The sequence below is a fragment of the Thermogladius calderae 1633 genome (assembly GCF_000264495.1).
In the GTDB taxonomy this organism is placed as follows: Archaea; Thermoproteota; Thermoprotei_A; order Sulfolobales; family Desulfurococcaceae; genus Thermogladius; species Thermogladius calderae.
The window spans coordinates 807,728-827,603 of record NC_017954.1; the positions used below are offsets into that span (position 1 = coordinate 807,728).

A 19,876-nucleotide genomic window follows, 5' to 3' on the forward strand; every position below is an offset into this window, starting at 1 on the left:
CTCAAGCACCCTGTGTGAGGCTGTTCAATAGCTCGCTAACGAGCCTCTGGGGGAGCGGGTGGAACCCCTCGATCGTTTTCTCCTGTCCCTTCGTGAGTACGAAGCGTATCCACAGGTTGACTGCCTCCTGCTTGCTCTTGTCGGAGTAGGACGTCCAGAACAACTGGTAGGTGAAGGTAACTAATGGGTAGGAGTTGTTGCCAGGCGCGTAGATCACCTCGCTAGAGGACTGGCTCCAGTCCGCTCTGACAGATGAGGGGAGCTTGTCGATTACGCTCTCCACGGCGGCTGATACGCCATTAGGGGTGGGCAGGACGAAGAAGCCCTCTCTATTCTGTAATGCGGCGTACTGTAGTCCCGAGGACAGGGCGTACTGGACCTCCACGTAGCCAATCGTGTACGGGTTGTTTTTCACCGCGAGAGTGAGGCCGTCGCTACCCTTCGCCCCGATAGCCCTGCTGGACTCGGTGACGAAGGTAGGCATAGACAAACCCACGAGGTTACTGGGCCACAGTGAGGGACAGGACCGCGAGAGATACGTGGTCAGGATATTGGTTGTCCCACTCTTGTCGCTCCTATACACGACAACGATATCCTTATCGGGGAGCTTGTCGGCTACAGCTGGGTTAAGGCTCTTGATAGCCGGGTCGTCCCACCTCGTCACGTTGCCTCCAAGGATCTCGGCTAGTAGGCACCCAGTGATGTTCAGGTGGACCTCTTTAGGTAGCTCCGGGAGGTTGTAGACCACGACGACTACACCTACTGTGATCGGGAGCTGTAGGACTCTACCCTCGTAGTTCTTGTAGACGTCGTGCGGGAGGGGTACGTCGCTTCCCGCGAAGTCGGTTGTCCCAGCCAAGAACATGCTGATCCCAGCACCACTGCCGACACCCTGGTAGTTCACCTGGACACCCGTCTCCTCCTGGAAAAGTCTAGCCCAGTACTGGACTAGCGGCGCCTGAAGCGTAGAGCCCCCACCGTTGAGTACGACGTTCAGAGGGGGAGAGGTCGGGGTCGGAGACGTGTACGTGGGCGAAGGAGATGTTTGACTGGTCTGCGGTGCTCCCGGATACGTCCTACCCGCCATGTAGTACCAGGCTACACCCAATACGATAATGGCGATAACAAGTATAGGCAAGATAACTTTTTTGTTCATAACGACCTCACTGGGATTGTATAACCAGATGCGTGTTTTTTAATGCATATACAATAACCTTTAAAGCTAGGAACAAACTTTAAAGTTTGTACAAAGAGAGTACGACGTCTTTAGTAGAGAATAAGTACTCGACGCTATTTAGTTACAACTATGAGTAAGAACAAGAGAGCCTCGAAGCCTAACAGTAGGGCAATTGTGATCGAGATCTTCTTCTTTACATTCATGGTTTGAGCATATAGTCTTTGCTGTTAATATGTTTAGCCTTGTTAACCTTTAAATGCCCTTTAAAGTATTTAACCCTCTACCGCTATACTTTATCGAGGGCGTTGTTCAAGAGAAGAATACAGGTGATGAGCGGCTCTACCTACATGGTATCGCTACCCAAGGACTGGGCTAGGCTACACAACCTCAAGCAACACGACGAGGTTGTCATTGAGATACTGCCAGACTTGAGCTTGAAGATCAGCCCAGTGCAGTCTAGGAGGAGCTTTGAAAAGTCCTACACCTTCTACTTGAGCGGCCTCCGCGCCTACGACATGATACAACTGGTATCAGCCTACCTCGCGGGTTACGACGAAGTAAAGATCAACTGCGGCAGGTGCTCAGCCGACTACGCGAGGAGTGTGGTAAGAGAGCTTATCAACAAGACGATCGGGTTAGAGATAGTCGAGACGAGCCAGTTCGAGTACGTGGTCAAGAACGTGGCGGGAGACTTCAGCATAGGCGTCGACGAGATAATCCTAAGAGTCTTCAGAATACTGAAGATGATGCTCCAAGACCTCTCCAACGCGCTCGCCAAAGAAGCGGGGAGAGACGTCTACCGGGAGATCGCCGAGAGAGACAGCTTAGTAGACAAGCTGACCCTCTACGGGCTGAGGGTGTTCAACAAGGTGTTCATGGGCGAGATCTTGCCGAAGGACGTCGGGTTCAAGTCGTTTGCGGAGGTGAACGTGTACTACAACATCCTAAGAAACCTCGAGAGGACTGTAGACCACGTCGCTATCCTTGCGAGAGACCTGGGCGACCTCGACGGCAGGCTAGACGAGAGGGTGAGGGAGGCGACACTGAACCACATCAACACGCTCGCAGACTTCTGCGACAAGGTTATGAACCTCTACGCCTCCAAGAGCGGGAAGGACTTCTCCAGCCTGTTGAACGTGGAGTACGAGAACGTGAAGAAGGCAGAGGAGACTAGCCGGCGCATGATCGCCTCTAACCCGAACTACTTCTTTATCTACGATAACCTCTACAGGGTCAGGGGCTACCTCTTGGACATAGTGGAGCTCGTGAGCGACATAAAGTACCTGACTCAACGCCTACAGTTTGAAGAAGGCTAGCTTCAAGATATGGCGGATATGCGCCAAGACCACTCTGAGGCCTAGCTTAGACTCCCCCTTCTCTCTCGAAACGAACACGTAGGGCTGGTCGCACACCCTCGCTTGCCGGGCCCTCCGCAGTAGATCCAGGAGAACCTTGTAGCCCCTCGGCTCAACCGTGTCAAAGTCCCCGATCACTCGTCTTTTAAACCCGAAGAAACCCGACATCGGGTCGCTTGTCTTGCGCGACTCGGGTAAGAGTAGCCAGGCGATAACAGCAGCGCCTCTGGACATCAACCTTCTGTACCACGGGAAGCCCGAAACGCCTCCTCCCTCCACGTACCTCGACGCTACTACGACGTCGCACCGGGAGAGCTTCTCGACGATCAGAGGTATCACCTCGGGTGGGTGCTGCAGGTCAGCGTCCATGACGACGACGAAGTCCCCGTCCGCGTGCTTCACCCCCTCGACGACCGCGGAGGCGAGCCCCAGCCTCCCGGGCCTCTCCACGACCTTGACCGGGTAGAGGCCGCTGAGCTGCCGGGCAAGCTCCGCCGTGCCGTCAGGCGAGTTGTCGTCTACAATTACGACCTCGTAATCCCACCCGTGAGGCCTCATCGCCCCGTCGATCCTTCTCAGGAGCTCCGGTATGTTGTCTCTCTCGTTGTACGTGGGGACTATGATCGAAACCTTCATACCTGACTACCGGTTTGCCAAGGCACTACAATTATATTTCCTGATAAGGCTCATATAATTACCTTAGCCAAGTACGGTGTTAGGCTTGCAGCATGGCTCTAACGAGTTCTTGGAGTGGCTAAGGGGTGTCGAGAGGAAGTGGCAGAAGCTGTGGCGTGAGAGCCACGTCTTCGAGCCTGAGCCAGACCCATCCAAGCCTAAGTTCTTCATAACCGTTCCCTACCCGTACACTAACGCCCCTCTCCACATAGGCCACGGTAGGACTTACACGATAGGCGACATCGTAGCCAGGTACAAGCGTCTCCGCGGCTTCAACGTCCTGTTCCCCATGGCCTTCCACATAACGGGCACACCTATCGTAGCTATATCCGAGATGATCTCGAGGGGGGACAAGAAGGTGATAGCTAGGTACGAGTCTTACATAAGGATGTACCTCAACGACGAAGAGAAGGTGAAGGAGACCCTCGAGTCGTTCAAAGACCCGCTTAAGCTGGCGGAGTTCTTCGCAGAGAACGTCCACGTTGACTTCGACGCTCTGGGCTACAGCATAGACTGGAGGAGGAGGTTCCACACCGGCGAGCCGCTCTACAACAAGTTCGTGGCGTGGCAGTACGTGAAGCTCTCGGAAAAGGGGCTCTTGACACGGGGGAGCCACTACGTCACCTACTGCTTACTACACAAGCAGCCGGAAGGAGAGGACGATATAGAGGACGCCGACGTGAACCCCGTGGAGATAGTGGAGTATACCGGTGTCAAGTTCAGGCTGGTGGACGGCGGGGACGTGCTCTTGGCAGCCACGCTTAGACCCGAGACCCTTTACGGCGCGACCAACTTATGGGTCAACCCGGAGGCTAAGTACGTGAGGTTCAGGATGGGCGGGGAGGTCTTCATCACCTCCGAGAAGGCGTTCGTGAAGCTAAGACACCAGCACCCCGAGCTGGAGTTCGAGGTCATCGAGGAGCTACCGGGGAGTAGGCTCCTGGGCCGGAAGGCTAGGAGTCCCCTTGGGCACGAGCTCGTGGTCTTGCCAGCGTGGTTCGTGGACCCCGACCTCGGGACAGGCGTTGTGTACTCCGAGCCGAGCGACGCCCCCTACGACTACGTCGCCTTGAACGACCTGAAGAAGGACAAGAGCCATCTGGCCAAGTACGGCCTAGACCCCTCACTGGTCGACTCGATAAACCCGATCAAGATCATAGACGTCCCAGGTGTGGACGGGCACTACGCACAAGTGGTCGTCGAGTCGATGGGGATAAAGGACCAGTATGACGAGAGGCTCGAGGAGGCGACGAGCATAGTCTACAAGGAGGAGTTCTACAAGGGCCGTATGCTTGTCAAAGACCCGCTCGTGGAGGGGAAGCCGGTCAGAGAAGCGAGGGATATTGTTAAGCAGTCGCTGATCGGGAGGGGCGACGCAATAAGGTTCCTGGAGCTTAATAGGAAGGCTAGGTGTAGGGCCGGCGGCGAGATCATTGTAGCCAAGATCGTAGACCAGTGGTTCCTGGACTACACTAGCGAGAACCTCAAGAAGACCATGCTCGACTACATCGAGAACAGGCTCGTTGTCAAGCCGGAGAAGTACAAGAAGGCGTTCGTTGACGCGATAAACTGGCTCGAGAAGAGGCCCTGTGCCAGGAAGAGGGGTATTGGCACGAGGCTGCCCTTCGACGAGGAGTGGATCATCGAGAGCCTGAGCGACTCGACGATATACATGGCCTTCTACACCATTGTCCACAAGCTGAGGCAAGCCGGGGTCAAGCCGGAGAACCTGAAACCGGCGTTCTTCGACTACGTCTTCCTGGGTCTAGGCGAGAGGGAGGAAGTAGCCGCTGAGACGGGGCTTAGACCGGAGTTCCTCGACGAGCTGAGGAGGGAGTTCGAGTACTGGTACCCCGTTGACCTGAGGCACACGTCGACGCCCCACATATCGAACCACCTCTCGTTCTACCTGATCCACCACGCCGTGATCTTCCCGGAGAAGTACTGGCCCCGCGCGATAACGCTGAACGAGCCCGTCATTAGAGAGGGCGCAAAGATGAGCAAGAGCAAGGGGAACGTGATCAACCTGAGAGACATATCGGAGAAGTACTCCTCCGACCTCTTCAGGCTCTACATCGCCTGGGCAGCCAGCCTAGACACGGTCTTGGACTGGAGGGAGAAGGACGTGTCGGCCACTGCGGACCTCCTACAGAAGTTCACCAGGCTCGCGCTCGACCTGATAGAGGGGAGGTGTGTCGACGTAGGCGAGGACGTACTGTCGAGGTGGTTTAGGAGCAGGTTCTACAGGCTCGTGAAAGCCGGCGAAGAGGCGGTCGAGGCCTACCAGGTTAGGGACTATGTCCAGAACGTGTTCTTCAACGTGGTAAACCTAATAGACAGATACAGGGATATGAGAGGGTTCCTACCCTGCGACGTGAAAGGGGTACTACAGGACTGGCTTAAGGTTCTCAACCCTGTTATCCCGCACTTGACGGAGGAGCTGTGGAGCAGGATGGGGGGTAACGGGTTCCTGTCGACTAGTAGCTGGCCCAGCGGCTACGAGGCCTATTTCGACGATACCGCTGAAGCACTAGTCAACGAGGTGGAGAGGGTCGTCGAGGACGTAAAGAACATTCTAGGAGCCGTGGGGAGGAAGCCACGCGAGGTCTATGTGATAGTCGCGTCCCAGTGGAAGAGGAGGGTCTTAGAGTTGGCAATGAAGGGCTTGGAGCTAAGGGAGGTGATAAGAGAGGTGTCGAGGACGGTCGGCGCTGGTAAGGAGAGGCTGGTGTCCGAGGTGTACAGGGTGTGGAAGTCGGGGCAGCTAGACAAAGAGGCGGTGAAGGTCGATCACAGCCTAGAACTTGATACTCTGAGGAGGCTGTCCGAGTACATAGGGAGGAAAACGGGCGCTGAGGTCAAAGTCGTGGAAGAGGAAGAGGCTCTCTCCATGGGGTTATCCAAAGCCGAGAAAGCGCTCCCCGGGAAGCCGGGCTTGTTCGTCCTGTTCGAGTCGTAGAGTTTGCCTCACGAAGCCGAGCGCGAGTAAGTGTTTTGTTCACAGGTAGTCCGCGACACTCCTGGGCTGTGAGAGAAATTTTAATTTTATTGAGATGTTTTTAATTTTATTTGACATATTGAATCCAGGGGTTCAACCATGAGTGTCGGTAGCGTTCTCATCAAGAACGCCAAGGTCCTCATCGGTAAAGAGTTCGTTGAGGGCAACATCTTGGTAGAAGATGGCAAGATAGCGGCGCTGGGTAAAAAGGACTTCCCCGCCGAGAAGGTGATCAACGCAGAGGGGCAACCAGTGGTCCCAGGCGGAATAGACATCCACGCCCACGTTTACGACCCCCAGTACACGCAGAACGAGGACTGGAAGTCGGGTAGCCTAGCCGGCGCTTTCGGCGGACTCACCACCCTGATCGACATGCCGCTCAGGGTGTACGTGGACAACCTAGACGTGCTCAGGCTGAAGGTCGAGGAGGCCAAGAAGAACTCTTACCTGAACTACGGTATTACAGCGGGCTTTATGAACGGGGAGAACAAGGACTCCATACCGGACCTCGCACGGGAGGGCGTCAAGACATTTAAGGTCTTCACCGCGAGGCCCTTCAAGGCCGAGGACTACGATATAATCGAAGTATTCGAGCAAGTAGCCAACGTCAACGGCGTAGTCGTCGTCCACGCAGAGGACGACCCCCTCATAGAGCTCGGCGAGAAGAGGTACAAGTCTTTGGACGACCCGTCCTACTACCACTTGCACAGGACAGACAACGCCGAGGCCGCCGCGATCTTGAAGGTCGGGTTCTACGCGCTTGAGACAAACGTGTCTCTCCACATAGCCCATCTCAGCAGTGCCAAGGGGCTGCAGGCGATCGAGTTCCTAAGGCGCTACTACAGCAGGGTGACAGTCGAGACGTGCCCGCACTTCCTCTACTTCACGCGAGACGACACCCTCAGGCTCGGCAACTACATCAAGGTCGCACCCACCCTGAAGACCCAGGCGGACAGGGACGCGCTCTGGAGGGGTCTGGAGTCAGGCGAAATAGACGTATACGCGAGCGACAACGCGCCTGCGCCCAGGTCCGAGAAGGAGAAGGACGCGTGGAGCGCTTGGGGAGGCGTCCCCAACCTAGAGATAATGATGCCATTCCTCTACACGTTCGGCGTAGAGGGGAGGAGGATCTCCGTGGAGACGTTCATCGACGTGACCTCGAGGAACCCGGCCCGGATACTCGGGGTCTACCCGGTAAAGGGCGAGATAGCCTTAGGCTCAGACGCGGACTTGGTTGTACTCGAGACGAGGAAGCCTCGTAGGATATCGGCATCGACACACCACCACAAAGTGGACTGGACGCCCTGGGAGGGGCTTGAGCTCAAGGGGCACCCGTTGCACTTGCTTGTCAACGGCGTGCCGATCATAGAGAAGGGCGAGCTGGTGGGGAAGCCTGGGCACGGGGTCTACGTGGGCCTCCTCGCGAGGAGACTAAGGAAGGGAGAGTGAGAAGCGCCACGTAGTCCCTTTGCTTAATACCCAGTCTTACTCGAGTTATTGACTGGGGAGTTCATGGTAGACCTACCAGTGCTGCTCACTCAGTACTACGTGCAGTTACTCGCTATTATGAACCCGTTCTCTGCCCTGCCTACCTATATCTCGCTCACCGAGAGGCTCAGTAAGGAAGAGCGGGAGAGGATTGTGAGGAGGGCATTTTGGGCGATGCTGACGATAATGCTCGTTTTCACGTTCCTCGGGAGTACCATACTCGAGGTATTCAACATATCGTTAGCCAGCCTCCGAATAGGGGGTGGGATCGTCTTAATGGTACTAGCCGTCGACATGCTCGGCGAGATGCCGAGGACGAAGAGGGTCGAGCCAACAGACATGGCAGTAGTGCCAATTGCCACACCGCTCATTGTGGGGCCCGGCACCCTCACTACCATCCTGCTGCTGACAAGCTCGGAGAGGACTCTTACGAACATGGCTCTCATCGTAGTCGCCGAACTGGTCGCTGTTGCGACCACTTACTTAATACTCAAGTTCTCCGATACGCTAGTCAGGTTCCTGAGAGTCAGTACTGTGAGAGCGCTCGGCAGGTTCATGTCGATTATAATTGCCAGCGTGGCTGTCGACATGATAGCGAAGGGGGTCTACGGCTATATCGTAAGCGTTTACAAGTAAGTATAAGTAGGCTCAAAAGAAGAACTGTGTGGTCAAACCGTTTTACGTCTATATACATACGTTAGCTTTATATATTACGCTTGTGGAAAATAACTATATCAAGACGGTGGAAGTCTATGAGTCCTAAAGTATTGACAACGATCTTCGTAATCATCATAATAATAGTCGGTGTAGCCGCGTTCTATGCTGGTACATCTATGGCACCTGCGAAGACTGTGACCCAGACTGTGGGGGCGGGTGGTGTAGCAACGACAACGGTAACCCAGACACCTACGTGGACCCCGCCCTCGACTATCAAGGCGGCCTGGGTGTACGTGGGGCCAATAGGAGACTTCGGCTGGACTTACGCGCATGACGTTGGTAGGAGGGTTGCTCAGCAGCTCTTCAAGGACTGGTTACAGACCACTTACTTGGAGAGCGTGACTGCTGACCAGATACCCTCGGTGATAGACAACCTCGTCTCCCAGGGCTACAACGTGATATTCACCACGAGCTTCGACTTCATGGAGAACACTATAAAGTCTGCTCAGAAGTACCCGAACGTCATATTCTTCCACTGCTCTGGATACATGAGGGCTCCCAACGTAGGGACCTACTTCGCTGACTTGTACCAGGCCTACTACCTCAACGGACTGTTAGCCGGTGCTCTGACCAAGACCGGCCAGATAGGCTACGTGGCAGCAGTCGAGATCCCCGAGGTGGTTAGGCACATCAACGCCTTCGCCATCGGCGCTCAAGAGGTGGCCCAGCAGCTGGGTAAGAACATAACGGTTCACGTGATCGTGATCGGCGGGTGGGTCGCCCCCGACAAGGCCAGGCAGGCAGTACAGACCCTGTTCCAGACTTACAACGTTGACACCTTTGCCTTCACGGAGGACACGCCCACCGTTATACAGACCGTCGAGCAGCTGTACAAGAGTACAGGGAAGCAACTCTACGTCTTCAGCCACTACTCACCGGGCTACACCTACGGTACTGATGTAGTCGTGTCAGGGCAGATCGTCCACTGGGAGGTCATCTACGTCGACATCCTAGCCAAGATCAAGGCCGGCGTCTACACCCCCTACAACCTACAGAACGTTGACTACTGGTACTTGATGAACACTGGCGCGGTCGACGCCGGCGCTCATATCTACTCCAACGGCTCCATCATGTACATCAACCCGAAGTTCATCGACACGCTTAAGAGCATCATGGTGACCGACAAAGTGACCGGTATGAAGATGAGCGTCTACGACCTGTTCATGGAGAGGATGAGGGAGTTCCAGGAGGCGCCTCTACTAGAGAACATACAGGAGCAGGCCAACACCCACGAGTACGAGACTGTTGTAGGACTGAAGATACCTCCCGCCAAACCAGGCGTCTCCGAGCCCGCGACCGAGTGGAGTTGGAACGTGGCCTCAGTGTTCGACCCGTTCACAGGCCCGCTGACGTTCTGGAACATCTCCAACCCCAGCCAGCTCATTAATGTGCCGGCGGGAGTAAGGCTAGGGCACGACGACCTGTGGTCGATGCAATACTACTTATACCCCATCGTGCATAGAGTAGGTGCAATATAGCGGTAACACAGTAGAGGCGGCGAGGTGGAGCTGGGTGGAGAAGACAGGTAATAAGGTTTTTTCCCCAATCCCCTCTCCTCAAACCCCTATCGTTAGAATGGAGAACATAACCAAGAGGTTCCCAGGCTCAGTAGCCCTAGAGAAGGTCACAGTGGAGTTCAGCGAGGGCGAAATACACGCAGTCCTGGGTGAGAACGGCGCCGGCAAGTCTACACTAGTCAAGATCCTAGCAGGGATATACACGCCGGATCATGGCACGATCTACTACAAGGGCGAGAGAGTCACAATAGAGAACCCGATGAAGGCGCTGAGTCTCGGAATAGCCATGGTATCCCAGAGCCCTGTACTGATAGGCAGGCTCACAGTCGCAGAGAACCTAGTTCTAGGCATGAAGCAGCTCGGCGTCTTCGAGTCGCCAAAGAAGATCAGGAAGTACTTCGAGGAGGTCGCGAACAAGATCGGGATCAAGGTAGACCCCGAAGAAGAGGTCTGGAAGCTGACCTACACTCAGAAGCAATTGGTGGAGATAGCTAGGGCGTTGATACTGAGGTCGAAGGTGATAATACTGGACGAGGCCCTCACATACCTCCCGCTGGAGGAGAGGAGGAAGTTCTACAAGTACCTCAAGGAGTTCACACAGCAAGGCGGCACAGTGGTATTGATAACCCACAAACTATTGGAGGCCTTCGAGGTGTCAAACAGGATAACGGTCCTCAGGCGCGGTAAGCTCGTTGGGACTGTGAGGACCGGCGAAGTCGACATCGAGAGGGTTAGGGAGATGATGTTTGCTGAGAGGGCTAAGGAAATCACCTACGAGAGGCTCATGGACGGTAAACCCTCAGAGCCGGTGCTGGAGGTCAAGGACTTGTGGGTTAAGAACGACTACGGGACTTACGCCCTCAAGGGGGTCTCGCTAACCGTGAACCGAGGAGAGGTACTAGGCATAGCCGGCATAGTAGGTAACGGGCAGGCGGAGCTTGTCCAGGCGATAATGGGGTTGCGCAACGTAGAGAGAGGAACAGTCGCGATCAATGTCAAGGGCAGGAAGTATGTAATGCCCGACACCAAGACGCTGAGAGAGCTGGGTGTCGGCTACATCCCCGACGAGCCGCTGTCGCACGGTGTGTCGATAGACTTCGGTCTTAGAGAGAACATCGCTGTGATGCCAGGGTACACTGGTGCTGTGATCAACTGGGGTAGGCTGACGCACCTGGCGAAGAAGTTCATTGAGGAGTTCTCGATCGTCACCCCTGGTGCTAAGACCCCGCTGAAGTTCCTCAGCGGCGGCAACTTGATGAAGAGCCTTGTGGCGAGAGAGCTGGACTTGTCGAAACACCTCCTGGTGGCCTACAACCCGACTAGGGGTCTAGACGAGGTGACCAGTATCAAGGTCAGGAGGGTCATCAAGGAAAAGGTGGTCGAGGAGAACATAGGAGTCTTGATGGTCAGCGAAGACCTAGACGAGATATTCCAGGTGAGCGACAGGATAGCCGTTATAAACGAGGGCAAGATTGTAGGTCTATTTGAGGCCAAGTCGGCCGACAGAGTTGAAGTAGAGCGCTTAATGGTGACTTAGAGTTGGTCAGCATAGTTGTAGTAAGGAGGGTCAAGCCGATACCATACTTCGTCGTGCCGATAACCGCGCTAGTGATAGGAATAGTAGTCAGCATGGCCATACTCTTCTTCCTGACAGGATACATGGTGTGGCCTACTGACGTGCTCAACTCTATATGGGACGGGCTCACACACCCTAACGTGATCGCCAATATCTTCCTATTGTTAACGATTATAGGGTTCTCGCTGGCTCTGAGCTTCAAGGGCGGCGTCTACAACATCGGCGGTGAAGGGCAGTTCTGGATCGCCGCCTGGGTCATGGTGTACCTGGTCTTCACGACGCCCTACTTGACGTCGGGGACGCCACTGGTCTCTAAAGTACTAGTTCTATTAATAGGGTTCGCCGCAGGATTCGCTTGGGCTCTAGTGGCAGGCCTATTGAGAGGCTTCATCGGCGTAGACGAAGTCCCGCTGACTCTGATGATGAACTACGTCGCCTACAACCTAATCGACTGGTTCGTCATGATACCAGGCATGCCCTGGAGAGACGTCTACGGGTACGCTAAGACGAGGTCTCTACCCCAGAGTCTCCAGTACTCCATACTGCCAGGCTCCACGGTATCGGTGGAGATGATAGTGGTCACGATCCTGGCAGGGGTTATCGTGTGGCTCCTACTCGACTACACAAAGCTCGGGCTCACCATAAAGATACACGGCAGCAACGTGAAGTTGCTGAGGAGCGCCGGTTACAGCGTGCCTCTAACAGCAGCCGTAGCCCTAGCGCTCTCGGGCGGCTTCATAGGGCTGGCCGGCGTGGTTTACCTCTGCGGCGTCACTCCGAGTATCAGGATACCGGTCGAGACCAGCACCTCCGGCTTCGGCTACCTCGGGATACTTGTTACATGGCTGTCAATGCTGGAGCTCTTCGCCGTGCCGATAGCGGCCTACGTCGTCAGCAGCTTGTACAACGCGGGCTTCACCCTCATGGCGATGAAGGGCATGCAGCAAGCGGGTATTACAGCCGGCGTGACGAACGTCTTCATAGGCAGCGTACTGCTCATGTACGCGCTGTTGATAACGATATCGGAGTACAAGATAAAGATCGTGTGGTGAGACCATGTTCGACCCCTCTATTGCCACCCTCGCAGACCTAATAATTGCCTCGGGAGGGCTCTTCATAGCGTTCTACCTGATGGCGCTCGGGCACTCAGTGGTCGAGAAGAGCGGGATACTGAACCTGGCGATAGACGGTACCTTCGCGCTAACGGCTACGCTGGCCTTCTTCATGGACGTGTACTACGACAACAACCTACTGCTATCCTTCCTTGTACCGGCTGTCGTCGCAATGCTGTTCGGGCTGTTCATGTCCTTCACACTGACGAAGTTCCCCGTTAGCCACGGCGCGGTCGGCCTATCGCTGATGTTCCTAATGTACGGCCTCGCGAGCATAATAGGGTACGGGCCGAGGATTGTCCAGGCCTCGCTACCCAACTTCTCGCCAGGTGTAGCCCTAACTGAAGAGGAGAGGGTCGCCGGTTACCTGGTGATGCTTGTATTAGGCCTGATCACGTACTGGCTAATAGAGAAGACCAAGCTCGGCGTCTCCATCAAGGCGTCGGGCGAAGACCCGGCTGCCGCCGAGTCTCTCGGTGTCAACGTGCTGGCGTCCAGGCTCATAGCGGCAGCGATCGGGTTTGCCATGATAGGGCTGGGTGGCGCAGCCTACATGAACTTCTACGTGAGGTTGTGGGACGAGAGGTCGATCATACTAAGCGGCTACGGGTGGCTGGCGTTCGCTGTGGCATTGAGCGGGGGTAGACACCCACTAGTGGTGTTGCTAACGGCCTTCGTATTCTCCATTCTAGTACACTCGAGCCTCCAGTTCGTAGCGTGGTTCAACATCTCCAGAGAGCTATCGTACTCTCTACCGTTCATCGTCGCGATAGCGGCTATGACAATATACATGGCAACACCTCTCAGGAGGATACTCGCACCACCCAAGAGCCTCGGCAGGATCTACTTCAGAGAAGAGAGGACTGTGTGAGCCGAACGTTTTTTCTTCTCTTCTCCTCCCTCACTTTCCTCCACACTCTCTAATCCTTTAAACCCCTAGTGAGAATACGTCGAGTGCGAGGTGCGGGGTGGTTTGGAGAGGGTCTACAAGTTGGCTCTGATTTTAGCGTCCGTGGCTTTCGCATTGATAGTCCTGTCTTTCAGTCTCCCCCGCGAGTTTGGCCTTAAGATGGTTTCCACGGTCGGAGTCAACGGTTCAGGGGAGGGTTGGACGATAATTTGGCTCGACACCAACGACCAAGTGACCGTGGCTTTACCCAAGCTGTCGAACGGCACCTTCAGTATCACGGGCGGGGGCTACAACTACACCGACGTATTCTGGGACACAACCTCGTTCACCGTCCTCTTCAAGGGCTCTAGCGGGCTCTATAACATATCTCTCGTGAGCGAGGTGCCGCTGGACTACTTCAACGTAAGCGTGAGCGGCGCGCGGTTCACGTGGGTCCATAACTTGCTGGCGGTAGCCGGCCTCGTTATGCTTGCGGCGAGCCCGGGCTCTATATTCTTTTACTACCTCACCAAGCAATACCCCGACACAAAGTCAGACGTGGTCGAGGGGGTAGCGGTTACCTGTAGGACAAAGGGCTACGACAGACACGAGTGCCAGCTAAGGCTACCTGCCTCCCTCGACGAGGGAGTTAAGACCAGGCTGCGCTCGGCTCTCGTCGACTTCTACACCCATCACAACTACGTTTGCACCGAGTTGACAGGCGACCTCATATACGCACGCCATCGAAGAGGGAGAAACGAGGTCTTTATAAACGTGGGCCGAGAGGTGGTGACGTTCCAATACCGCGTAAGGAAGTTCTTGGCGCACGGGAGTAGAGACCTGGAGTGGGTTTTCAAGGAGGTCAGAGACGTGGCCAGGGCTACACTAGGGTATTAAAGCCGATTAGGCGGCGTGAGGAAGGCAAGGGTTTAAACCTGCACAGTACTACGGTTTAAAGTGATGATGAGGAATCCTGGGCTGTCTCCTGGTGTAGAGGGCCCCGCATAGCTGAAGCCCTCCGATATCGTGATAACGTTTTTATTTTCAGCCTCTCTAGAATAACCATGGTGCTATGTATGGCCAAGTACAAGGTCGAGATCAACCCTAGAGAGAACTGTATATCGGACATGGTCTGTGTGTCGATATGCCCTGACGTGTTCGAGATGAGCCCTGAGGACAACAAGTCGCAGATAGTGGAGAAGTACAGAGCTGACAAGGCGAACATTGCTGTGGGCATCGTGCCCGAGGACTTGAAGAGCTGTGTTGAGGACGCTGCCGCTGCCTGCCCGGTCCAGATCATTCACGTGACGAAGGCCGAGTAAAAAACGCCGTATTTTTTAACCCTGGCCTGCTCTTAATAGACGCCCTTTTAAGGGTGTGCGGCTACGGCCATCCCCGAGTGGGTTGAAAAACTAATTGAGAAGACCCTGGTCGACAGCATACGGTTCCCCACAGTCCTCGGCGAGAGCTACGAGGCAATGGTCGACTACTACAGGGAGGTGCTTAGTAGCCACGGCGTTCACGTAACGGTTCACAGAGTCGACGACGACTACGTCAGGAAGCACCTGCCGCGAGAGTACAACCCCGACAAGCCTAGATACATACTCCTAGCCCGCGTCGGCAGCGGTGAGAGAGTCCTCCAGTTCAACGGGCACTACGACGTGGTAGCGGCCGGGGAGGGCTGGGAGACACCCCCCTTCCAGCCCGTTGTAAAGGACGGCCTTGTCTACGGTAGAGGGGCAACGGACATGAAGGGCGGCATAGCCTCCGTTGTAGGCGCGCTCGCTTACGTGGCCTCTGGAAAAGAGCCGGAGATAGTCGTCGAGGCGGCCCTCGTACCCGACGAGGAAATAGGGGGGTTGACAGGCACCGGCTACCTGGTCAACGTTCTGGGTAGTAGGCCTGACTGGGTGGTGATAGCGGAGCCCAGCGGTATCGACAACATCTATATCGGTCACAGAGGCGGTGTCTGGGCGATGGTTAAGGTCTACGGGGTTCAGGCTCACGGCTCGACTCCCTGGCTAGGTGACAACGCCTTCGAGAAGATGGTTTACCTGGCCAAGCTGTTCATAGAGGAGTACAAGCCTAGCCTGGCGCAACGTAGGAGCAGATTCGAGTACGAGATGCCGGAGGCCTCAAATCCTACCCTGACGTTGGGCGGTAAGCTGGTGGCCCCAGGGTCAATAAACATCGTGCCCGGTATTGTCGGGTTCAGTGTAGACAGGAGGTTGATCGTAGAGGAGAGAGCAGACGAAGTAGTCGAAGAACTGAGGAGGTTCCTTGAAAACGCCTCTGCGAGGCTCGGAGTGAGGGCGGAGCTCGAGGTGATGGAGAAGTCGGACCCCGCCCTGACAGACCCTGGCTCCCACCTCGTGAGAGTCCTCGAGGACTCCATCACTGGAACCCTCAACCTTAAGCCGAGGAAGACGATTTGTGTTGGCGGCTTAGACCTACGCTACTACGCGGCGAAGAACATACAGGCGGTAGCCTACGGCCCAGGAGAGGTCGGGATGGCCCACAAGGTCAACGAGTACGTCAAGCTCGCGGACATCGTCAAGGTTGCCGAGACCTACGTGGATCTGGTCTACAGGCTTTCCCCCGGGACAAGTAGATAACACTTTAAGACCGCACACGACATCTTAGACTCTGTGACACGGCTGTTCACGGCTGTTCAGTGGTCGGGTGGTAATGCCTATCAGAGTCCTCATCTCTAACAGGGGCGAGATCGCGATAAGGGTTGCGAGGAGCGTCAGCGAACTGGGCTATACTCCACTAGGTGTCTACACGTCTGTGGACAAGAACAGCCTACACAGGAGGTTTGTGATCGAGGACTCGGAGGTCTCCAGCTACTTGGACATGGACGACATCATTGAGGCAGCCATCCAGCTGGGCGCAGACGCAGTCCACCCCGGCTACGGGTTCTTGAGCGAGAACAGCGAGTTTGCCAGGAGAGTGATCGCCAAGGGGCTCGTATGGATTGGCCCCCGCCCCGAAGTCATCGACAGGGCTGGGGACAAGTTGGGGTTGAAGGAGATAGTTCTCAAACTAGGACTGCCCACTCTCCCCTACCAGAGAGTCGAAGACCCCGAGGACGTCCTGGAGTTCGCGAGGGATTATGGATACCCGGTACTGCTGAAGGCGGCAGGCGGCGGAGGAGGTATCGGCATGAGGGTGGTACGTAGCGAGAGGGAGGCTGAGTCAAAGGTCTCGGAGTCCGTCATGGAGGCCGAGAGAGCTTTCAAGGACCGCAGGATCTACGTTGAGCCTTTCATCGAGATGGGTAAGCACATAGAGGTACAGATAATAGGCGACGGCGACAACGTTGTCCACCTGTACGAGAGGGAGTGCTCGGTCCAGTTCAGGTACCAGAAGATCGTTGAAGAGGCACCCTCACCCTCTATAACACCGGAGACTAGAAGGGCGCTGACCGATGTAGCTGTAGAGCTCATGAAGAGCATGAGGTACGACAACGCGGGGACGGTGGAGTTCATATACGACGTTAAGACAGGTAAGTTCTACGTCATGGAGGTGAACGCTCGGATCCAGGTCGAGCACCCTGTTACCGAGATGATCACGGGTATAGACATTGTGAAGAGGCAGATTAAAGTAGCGTTCGAGGGCTCACTAGACCTCAGACAGAACGAAGTGGCTTACAGAGGGCACGCGATCGAGGCGAGGATAGAGGCGCAGAACCCCCTCGACCTTTCTCCTTCGACAGGCTACATTACACGCTACATAGAGCCAGCGGGCCCGGGCGTGCGGGTCGACTCGGGTGTAACGGCTGGGTCCTACGTCCCCATAGACTATAACCCGCTTATCTCGAAGGTCATCGCTTACGGCAGAGACAGAAACGAAGCAGTCTCGAGGCTCTTGAGGTCGTTGAACGAGTACGTGGTCGAGGGGATACAGACAAACATACCGTTCGTGAAGGCCATCATCAACTCCCCTAGTTTCAGGGACGCCACGTACACGACCACCTACGTTGAGCAGAGTCTCGGGGACCTCTTCAAGCAAGTGGAGAAAGAGGTAGCGACCCAAGCCCTAGCGACGGCTGTAGTGGCAGTCGTCAAACCAGAGTTCAGCAAGACGTTAAAGGGCAAGCTAGTTAAGGAGAAACTCCCCGAAAGCCGGGTGGAGTCGATCAAGAGGAGGGCCTGGACGTACTGGACCCTCACGAGGAGCAGGCTTAGGAGAAAGTAGCGAGGTATAAGTATTCGTGTTCGGTCCTGCTAATACTTACACGAAGACCACTTTAATGATAGCCAGCCTTAAGCGAGGGATATAACCGTCTCTTTTCACATATTCCGATAATGGAGTACATAACTAGTTTTTACACGGAGGCGCTTTACATGAGCTACTTCAGGAAGAAGAGTATTTGGGTATACCACTTCAACTCCGGCGGTTGCAACGGCTGCGATATCGAGTTCGTAGACGCCCTCACCCCTAAGTACGACGTGGAGAGGCTCGGGGTTCAGCTCGTGTCGAGCCCCAGGCACGCCGACGTCCTCGTAGTAACAGGCCCTATAACTACGATGGCCGCTAGAGCTCTGAGGAACATCTACGAGCAAATACCCGAGCCAAAGAAGGTAATCGCTTTAGGGACGTGCGCTTGCACAGGCGGCATCTTCGCTGGGGGCTACAACGTGATCGGGGGTGCAGACAAGGTCATACCCGTCGACGTAAAGATACCGGGTTGCCCCGCGCACCCGGGCGTGTTCCTGAAAGCTCTTGCTAGGCTCGCAGGTGTTGAGCGGGATGGGGGGTAAGCTAATCCAGGAGAAGACCAAGGTCTCGCGTGACGCCCTCCTGGACAGCATAAGGCTCTTCATGGAGCAGGGGTTCAGCAACATCGTGGCTATAACAGGTGTGGACCGGAAGGACAACATCGAGTTGATATACCACTTGGGCGACGAGCATGGGGGTATGGTACACCTATCCGTGCAACTCCCCAAGGGAGACCCCGTCGTAGACGACATATCCAGTCTCAAACCTGGTGCTAAGATTCTGGAGAGGGAGGTACACGACCTTTTCGGTGTAGAGTTTTGGGGCTTCGACGAGCTCGACAAGAAGAGGCTCCTCCTACCCGAGTGTTACCCGGAGAAAGCCTCGCCCCCGCTTTTGAAGGACGTGGACTCCGATACCTTCAAGAAGTACATAGGGGACCCGATGGCCTGCGCTTACGAGGCGCTGACCCTCAGCGCCCCGTTGTCGCCCGAGAGCGCTCTAGTCCCTATAGGCCCATACCACCCTGCGTTGAAGGAGCCCGAGTTCTTTAGTCTCGTCGTGGAGGGGGAGAGGATCAAAAAGGCTTTTGTAAGAATAGGCTTCGTCCACAGGGGCATCGAGAAGCTCGCGGAGTCCAGGACTTACATTAAGGACATATTCCTGTTTGAGAGAGTGTGTGGTATCTGCAGTACTCACCACGCCTGGACCTTTGTCGAGGCCGTGGAGAAGCTCCTGAACGTGGATCCGCCGCCAAGAGCGCAGTACTTGAGGACTCTAATAGCGGAGCTCGAGAGGATACACTCCCACTCCCTTTGGCTCGGTCTGATCGGTTACTGGATAGGCTTCGAGTCCATGTTCATGTGGGTCTGGGGGCTCAGAGAGACGGTAATGGACCTGTTCGAGGAGCTCACTGGTAACAGGGTTCACAAGTCCTTCATAACGATCGGTGGTGTTAGGATGGACATAAGCGACGAGAAAGTAAAGAAGGCCGCTGCGAAAGTCTCGGAGTTTGAGAAACAGATCGACAGCGTTATGGAGACGGTGATGTCCTCAGACCTGTTCATTGAGAGGTCTAAGGGGATAGCTAAGTACACGCTCGAGGAGGCGAGGGCGTTCTCTGCCGTCGGCCCTGTGAGAAGGGCTGCGGGCGACCCCTACGACATTAGGAGGATAGAGCCATACGGTGCTTACGGCGAGCTAGACTTCGAGGTGAGGACCACTAAGACCGGAGACGTGTACAACCTCGTCCTCCTCAGGCTCGGCGAGATAAAGGAGTCAGCCAGGATCATCAGACAGATCGCCGAGAAAATACCCTCGGGTAACCCAGTGCCGCCGAAGCCGTTCCTCGGCGTCGTCAAGGAGGGGGAGGCGTACGCTAGGACAGAGGCCCCTAGAGGGGAGCTCTTCTACTACGTGAACTCCAACAATACCGCGTACCCGTACAGGGTTAAAGTGAGAACGCCAACCCTGCTGAACATCCAGTTGGCGGCACACCTTCTCGAGGGTGCCACGCTATCCGACTTCCCGGTGATAGTCACCAGTATAGACCCGTGCTTCAGCTGCATGGACCGCGTCCTCGTCTACGACGAGAGAGCTGGTTGTGCCAAGATAATATCGGCCGAGGAGATCGGCCGGAAGCGGATGTGA

Annotated in this window: 16 protein-coding genes; 14 read left to right on the top strand and 2 right to left on the bottom strand. The window is 55.5% G+C overall.

Going from position 1 to position 19,876, the window contains the following annotated elements; translation table 11 throughout:
* Position 1: 1 nt before the first annotated feature.
* The gene (pstS, locus tag TCELL_RS04560) at positions 2-1,138 is read right to left on the bottom strand and encodes a phosphate ABC transporter substrate-binding protein PstS (protein WP_162097836.1); all 1,137 of its coding nucleotides are present in this window, start codon (positions 1,136-1,138) and stop codon (positions 2-4) included.
* 344 nt (positions 1,139-1,482) lie between these two features.
* Between pstS and TCELL_RS04565 the strand changes: the two genes are divergently transcribed.
* Positions 1,483-2,493: a phosphate signaling complex PhoU family protein gene (locus tag TCELL_RS04565; protein ID WP_048163154.1), complete on the top strand. Its 1,011-nt coding sequence runs from the start codon at positions 1,483-1,485 to the stop codon at positions 2,491-2,493.
* Here TCELL_RS04565 and TCELL_RS04570 read toward each other — a convergent pair.
* Positions 2,473-3,168, bottom strand: a complete 696-nt coding sequence (locus TCELL_RS04570; protein WP_014737553.1) for a polyprenol monophosphomannose synthase — start codon at positions 3,166-3,168, stop codon at positions 2,473-2,475. The two genes, TCELL_RS04565 and TCELL_RS04570, sit on opposite strands and share 21 nt — an antisense overlap.
* Positions 3,169-3,277: 109 nt before the next feature.
* Between TCELL_RS04570 and leuS the strand changes: the two genes are divergently transcribed.
* From leuS to TCELL_RS04635, 13 genes are all read left to right on the top strand, one after another.
* On the top strand, positions 3,278-6,166 hold the full coding sequence (gene leuS / locus TCELL_RS04575) for a leucine--tRNA ligase (protein ID WP_014737554.1): 2,889 nt from the start codon (positions 3,278-3,280) through the stop codon (positions 6,164-6,166).
* 138 nt (positions 6,167-6,304) lie between these two features.
* A complete protein-coding gene (locus TCELL_RS04580; RefSeq protein WP_014737555.1) occupies positions 6,305-7,654 on the top strand; it encodes a dihydroorotase in 1,350 nt (449 codons plus the stop codon).
* 48 nt (positions 7,655-7,702) lie between these two features.
* Positions 7,703-8,329 (top strand): MarC family protein, encoded by a 627-nt coding sequence (locus tag TCELL_RS04585; protein WP_014737556.1) that lies wholly within the window; start codon positions 7,703-7,705, stop codon positions 8,327-8,329.
* Positions 8,330-8,445: 116 nt separating this feature from the next.
* Positions 8,446-9,888, top strand: coding sequence for a BMP family ABC transporter substrate-binding protein (locus TCELL_RS04590; protein WP_014737557.1), 1,443 nt, complete (start codon positions 8,446-8,448; stop codon positions 9,886-9,888).
* Between the two features lie 34 nt (positions 9,889-9,922).
* The gene (locus tag TCELL_RS04595; protein ID WP_048163162.1) at positions 9,923-11,464 is read left to right on the top strand and encodes an ABC transporter ATP-binding protein; all 1,542 of its coding nucleotides are present in this window, start codon (positions 9,923-9,925) and stop codon (positions 11,462-11,464) included.
* 2 nt (positions 11,465-11,466) lie between these two features.
* A complete protein-coding gene (locus TCELL_RS04600; RefSeq protein WP_014737559.1) occupies positions 11,467-12,555 on the top strand; it encodes an ABC transporter permease in 1,089 nt (362 codons plus the stop codon).
* A 4-nt stretch (positions 12,556-12,559) separates the two neighbouring features.
* Positions 12,560-13,486, top strand: coding sequence for an ABC transporter permease subunit (locus TCELL_RS04605; protein WP_014737560.1), 927 nt, complete (start codon positions 12,560-12,562; stop codon positions 13,484-13,486).
* A gap of 90 nt (positions 13,487-13,576) precedes the next feature.
* Positions 13,577-14,401: a hypothetical protein gene (locus tag TCELL_RS04610; RefSeq protein ID WP_162097837.1), complete on the top strand. Its 825-nt coding sequence runs from the start codon at positions 13,577-13,579 to the stop codon at positions 14,399-14,401.
* A gap of 179 nt (positions 14,402-14,580) precedes the next feature.
* On the top strand, positions 14,581-14,826 hold the full coding sequence (locus TCELL_RS04615) for a ferredoxin (protein ID WP_014737562.1): 246 nt from the start codon (positions 14,581-14,583) through the stop codon (positions 14,824-14,826).
* A 69-nt stretch (positions 14,827-14,895) separates the two neighbouring features.
* Entirely contained in the window at positions 14,896-16,119 is a 1,224-nt protein-coding gene (locus TCELL_RS04620; RefSeq protein ID WP_048163164.1) for a M20 family metallopeptidase, read from the top strand.
* Positions 16,120-16,192: 73 nt separating this feature from the next.
* On the top strand, positions 16,193-17,704 hold the full coding sequence (locus TCELL_RS04625; protein WP_048163166.1) for an acetyl-CoA carboxylase biotin carboxylase subunit: 1,512 nt from the start codon (positions 16,193-16,195) through the stop codon (positions 17,702-17,704).
* A gap of 110 nt (positions 17,705-17,814) precedes the next feature.
* Entirely contained in the window at positions 17,815-18,270 is a 456-nt protein-coding gene (locus TCELL_RS04630; protein WP_014737565.1) for an NADH-quinone oxidoreductase subunit B family protein, read from the top strand.
* Positions 18,260-19,876, top strand: a complete 1,617-nt coding sequence (locus TCELL_RS04635) for an NADH-quinone oxidoreductase subunit D (RefSeq protein WP_014737566.1) — start codon at positions 18,260-18,262, stop codon at positions 19,874-19,876. The genes TCELL_RS04630 and TCELL_RS04635 overlap by 11 nt, the downstream gene beginning before the upstream one ends.

What these genes read in the sequence shown, in the direction of transcription:
- TCELL_RS04590 (WP_014737557.1), top strand. Translation starts at nt 8,446, where the DNA reads ATGAGTCCTAAAGTATTGACAACGATCTTCGTAATCATCATAATAATA.
- TCELL_RS04570 (WP_014737553.1), bottom strand. Translation starts at nt 3,168, where the DNA reads ATGAAGGTTTCGATCATAGTCCCCACGTACAACGAGAGAGACAACATA.
- TCELL_RS04625 (WP_048163166.1), top strand. Translation starts at nt 16,193, where the DNA reads ATGCCTATCAGAGTCCTCATCTCTAACAGGGGCGAGATCGCGATAAGG.
- TCELL_RS04630 (WP_014737565.1), top strand. Translation starts at nt 17,815, where the DNA reads ATGGAGTACATAACTAGTTTTTACACGGAGGCGCTTTACATGAGCTAC.
- TCELL_RS04580 (WP_014737555.1), top strand. Translation starts at nt 6,305, where the DNA reads ATGAGTGTCGGTAGCGTTCTCATCAAGAACGCCAAGGTCCTCATCGGT.
- TCELL_RS04615 (WP_014737562.1), top strand. Translation starts at nt 14,581, where the DNA reads ATGGCCAAGTACAAGGTCGAGATCAACCCTAGAGAGAACTGTATATCG.
- TCELL_RS04635 (WP_014737566.1), top strand. Translation starts at nt 18,260, where the DNA reads ATGGGGGGTAAGCTAATCCAGGAGAAGACCAAGGTCTCGCGTGACGCC.
- TCELL_RS04605 (WP_014737560.1), top strand. Translation starts at nt 12,560, where the DNA reads ATGTTCGACCCCTCTATTGCCACCCTCGCAGACCTAATAATTGCCTCG.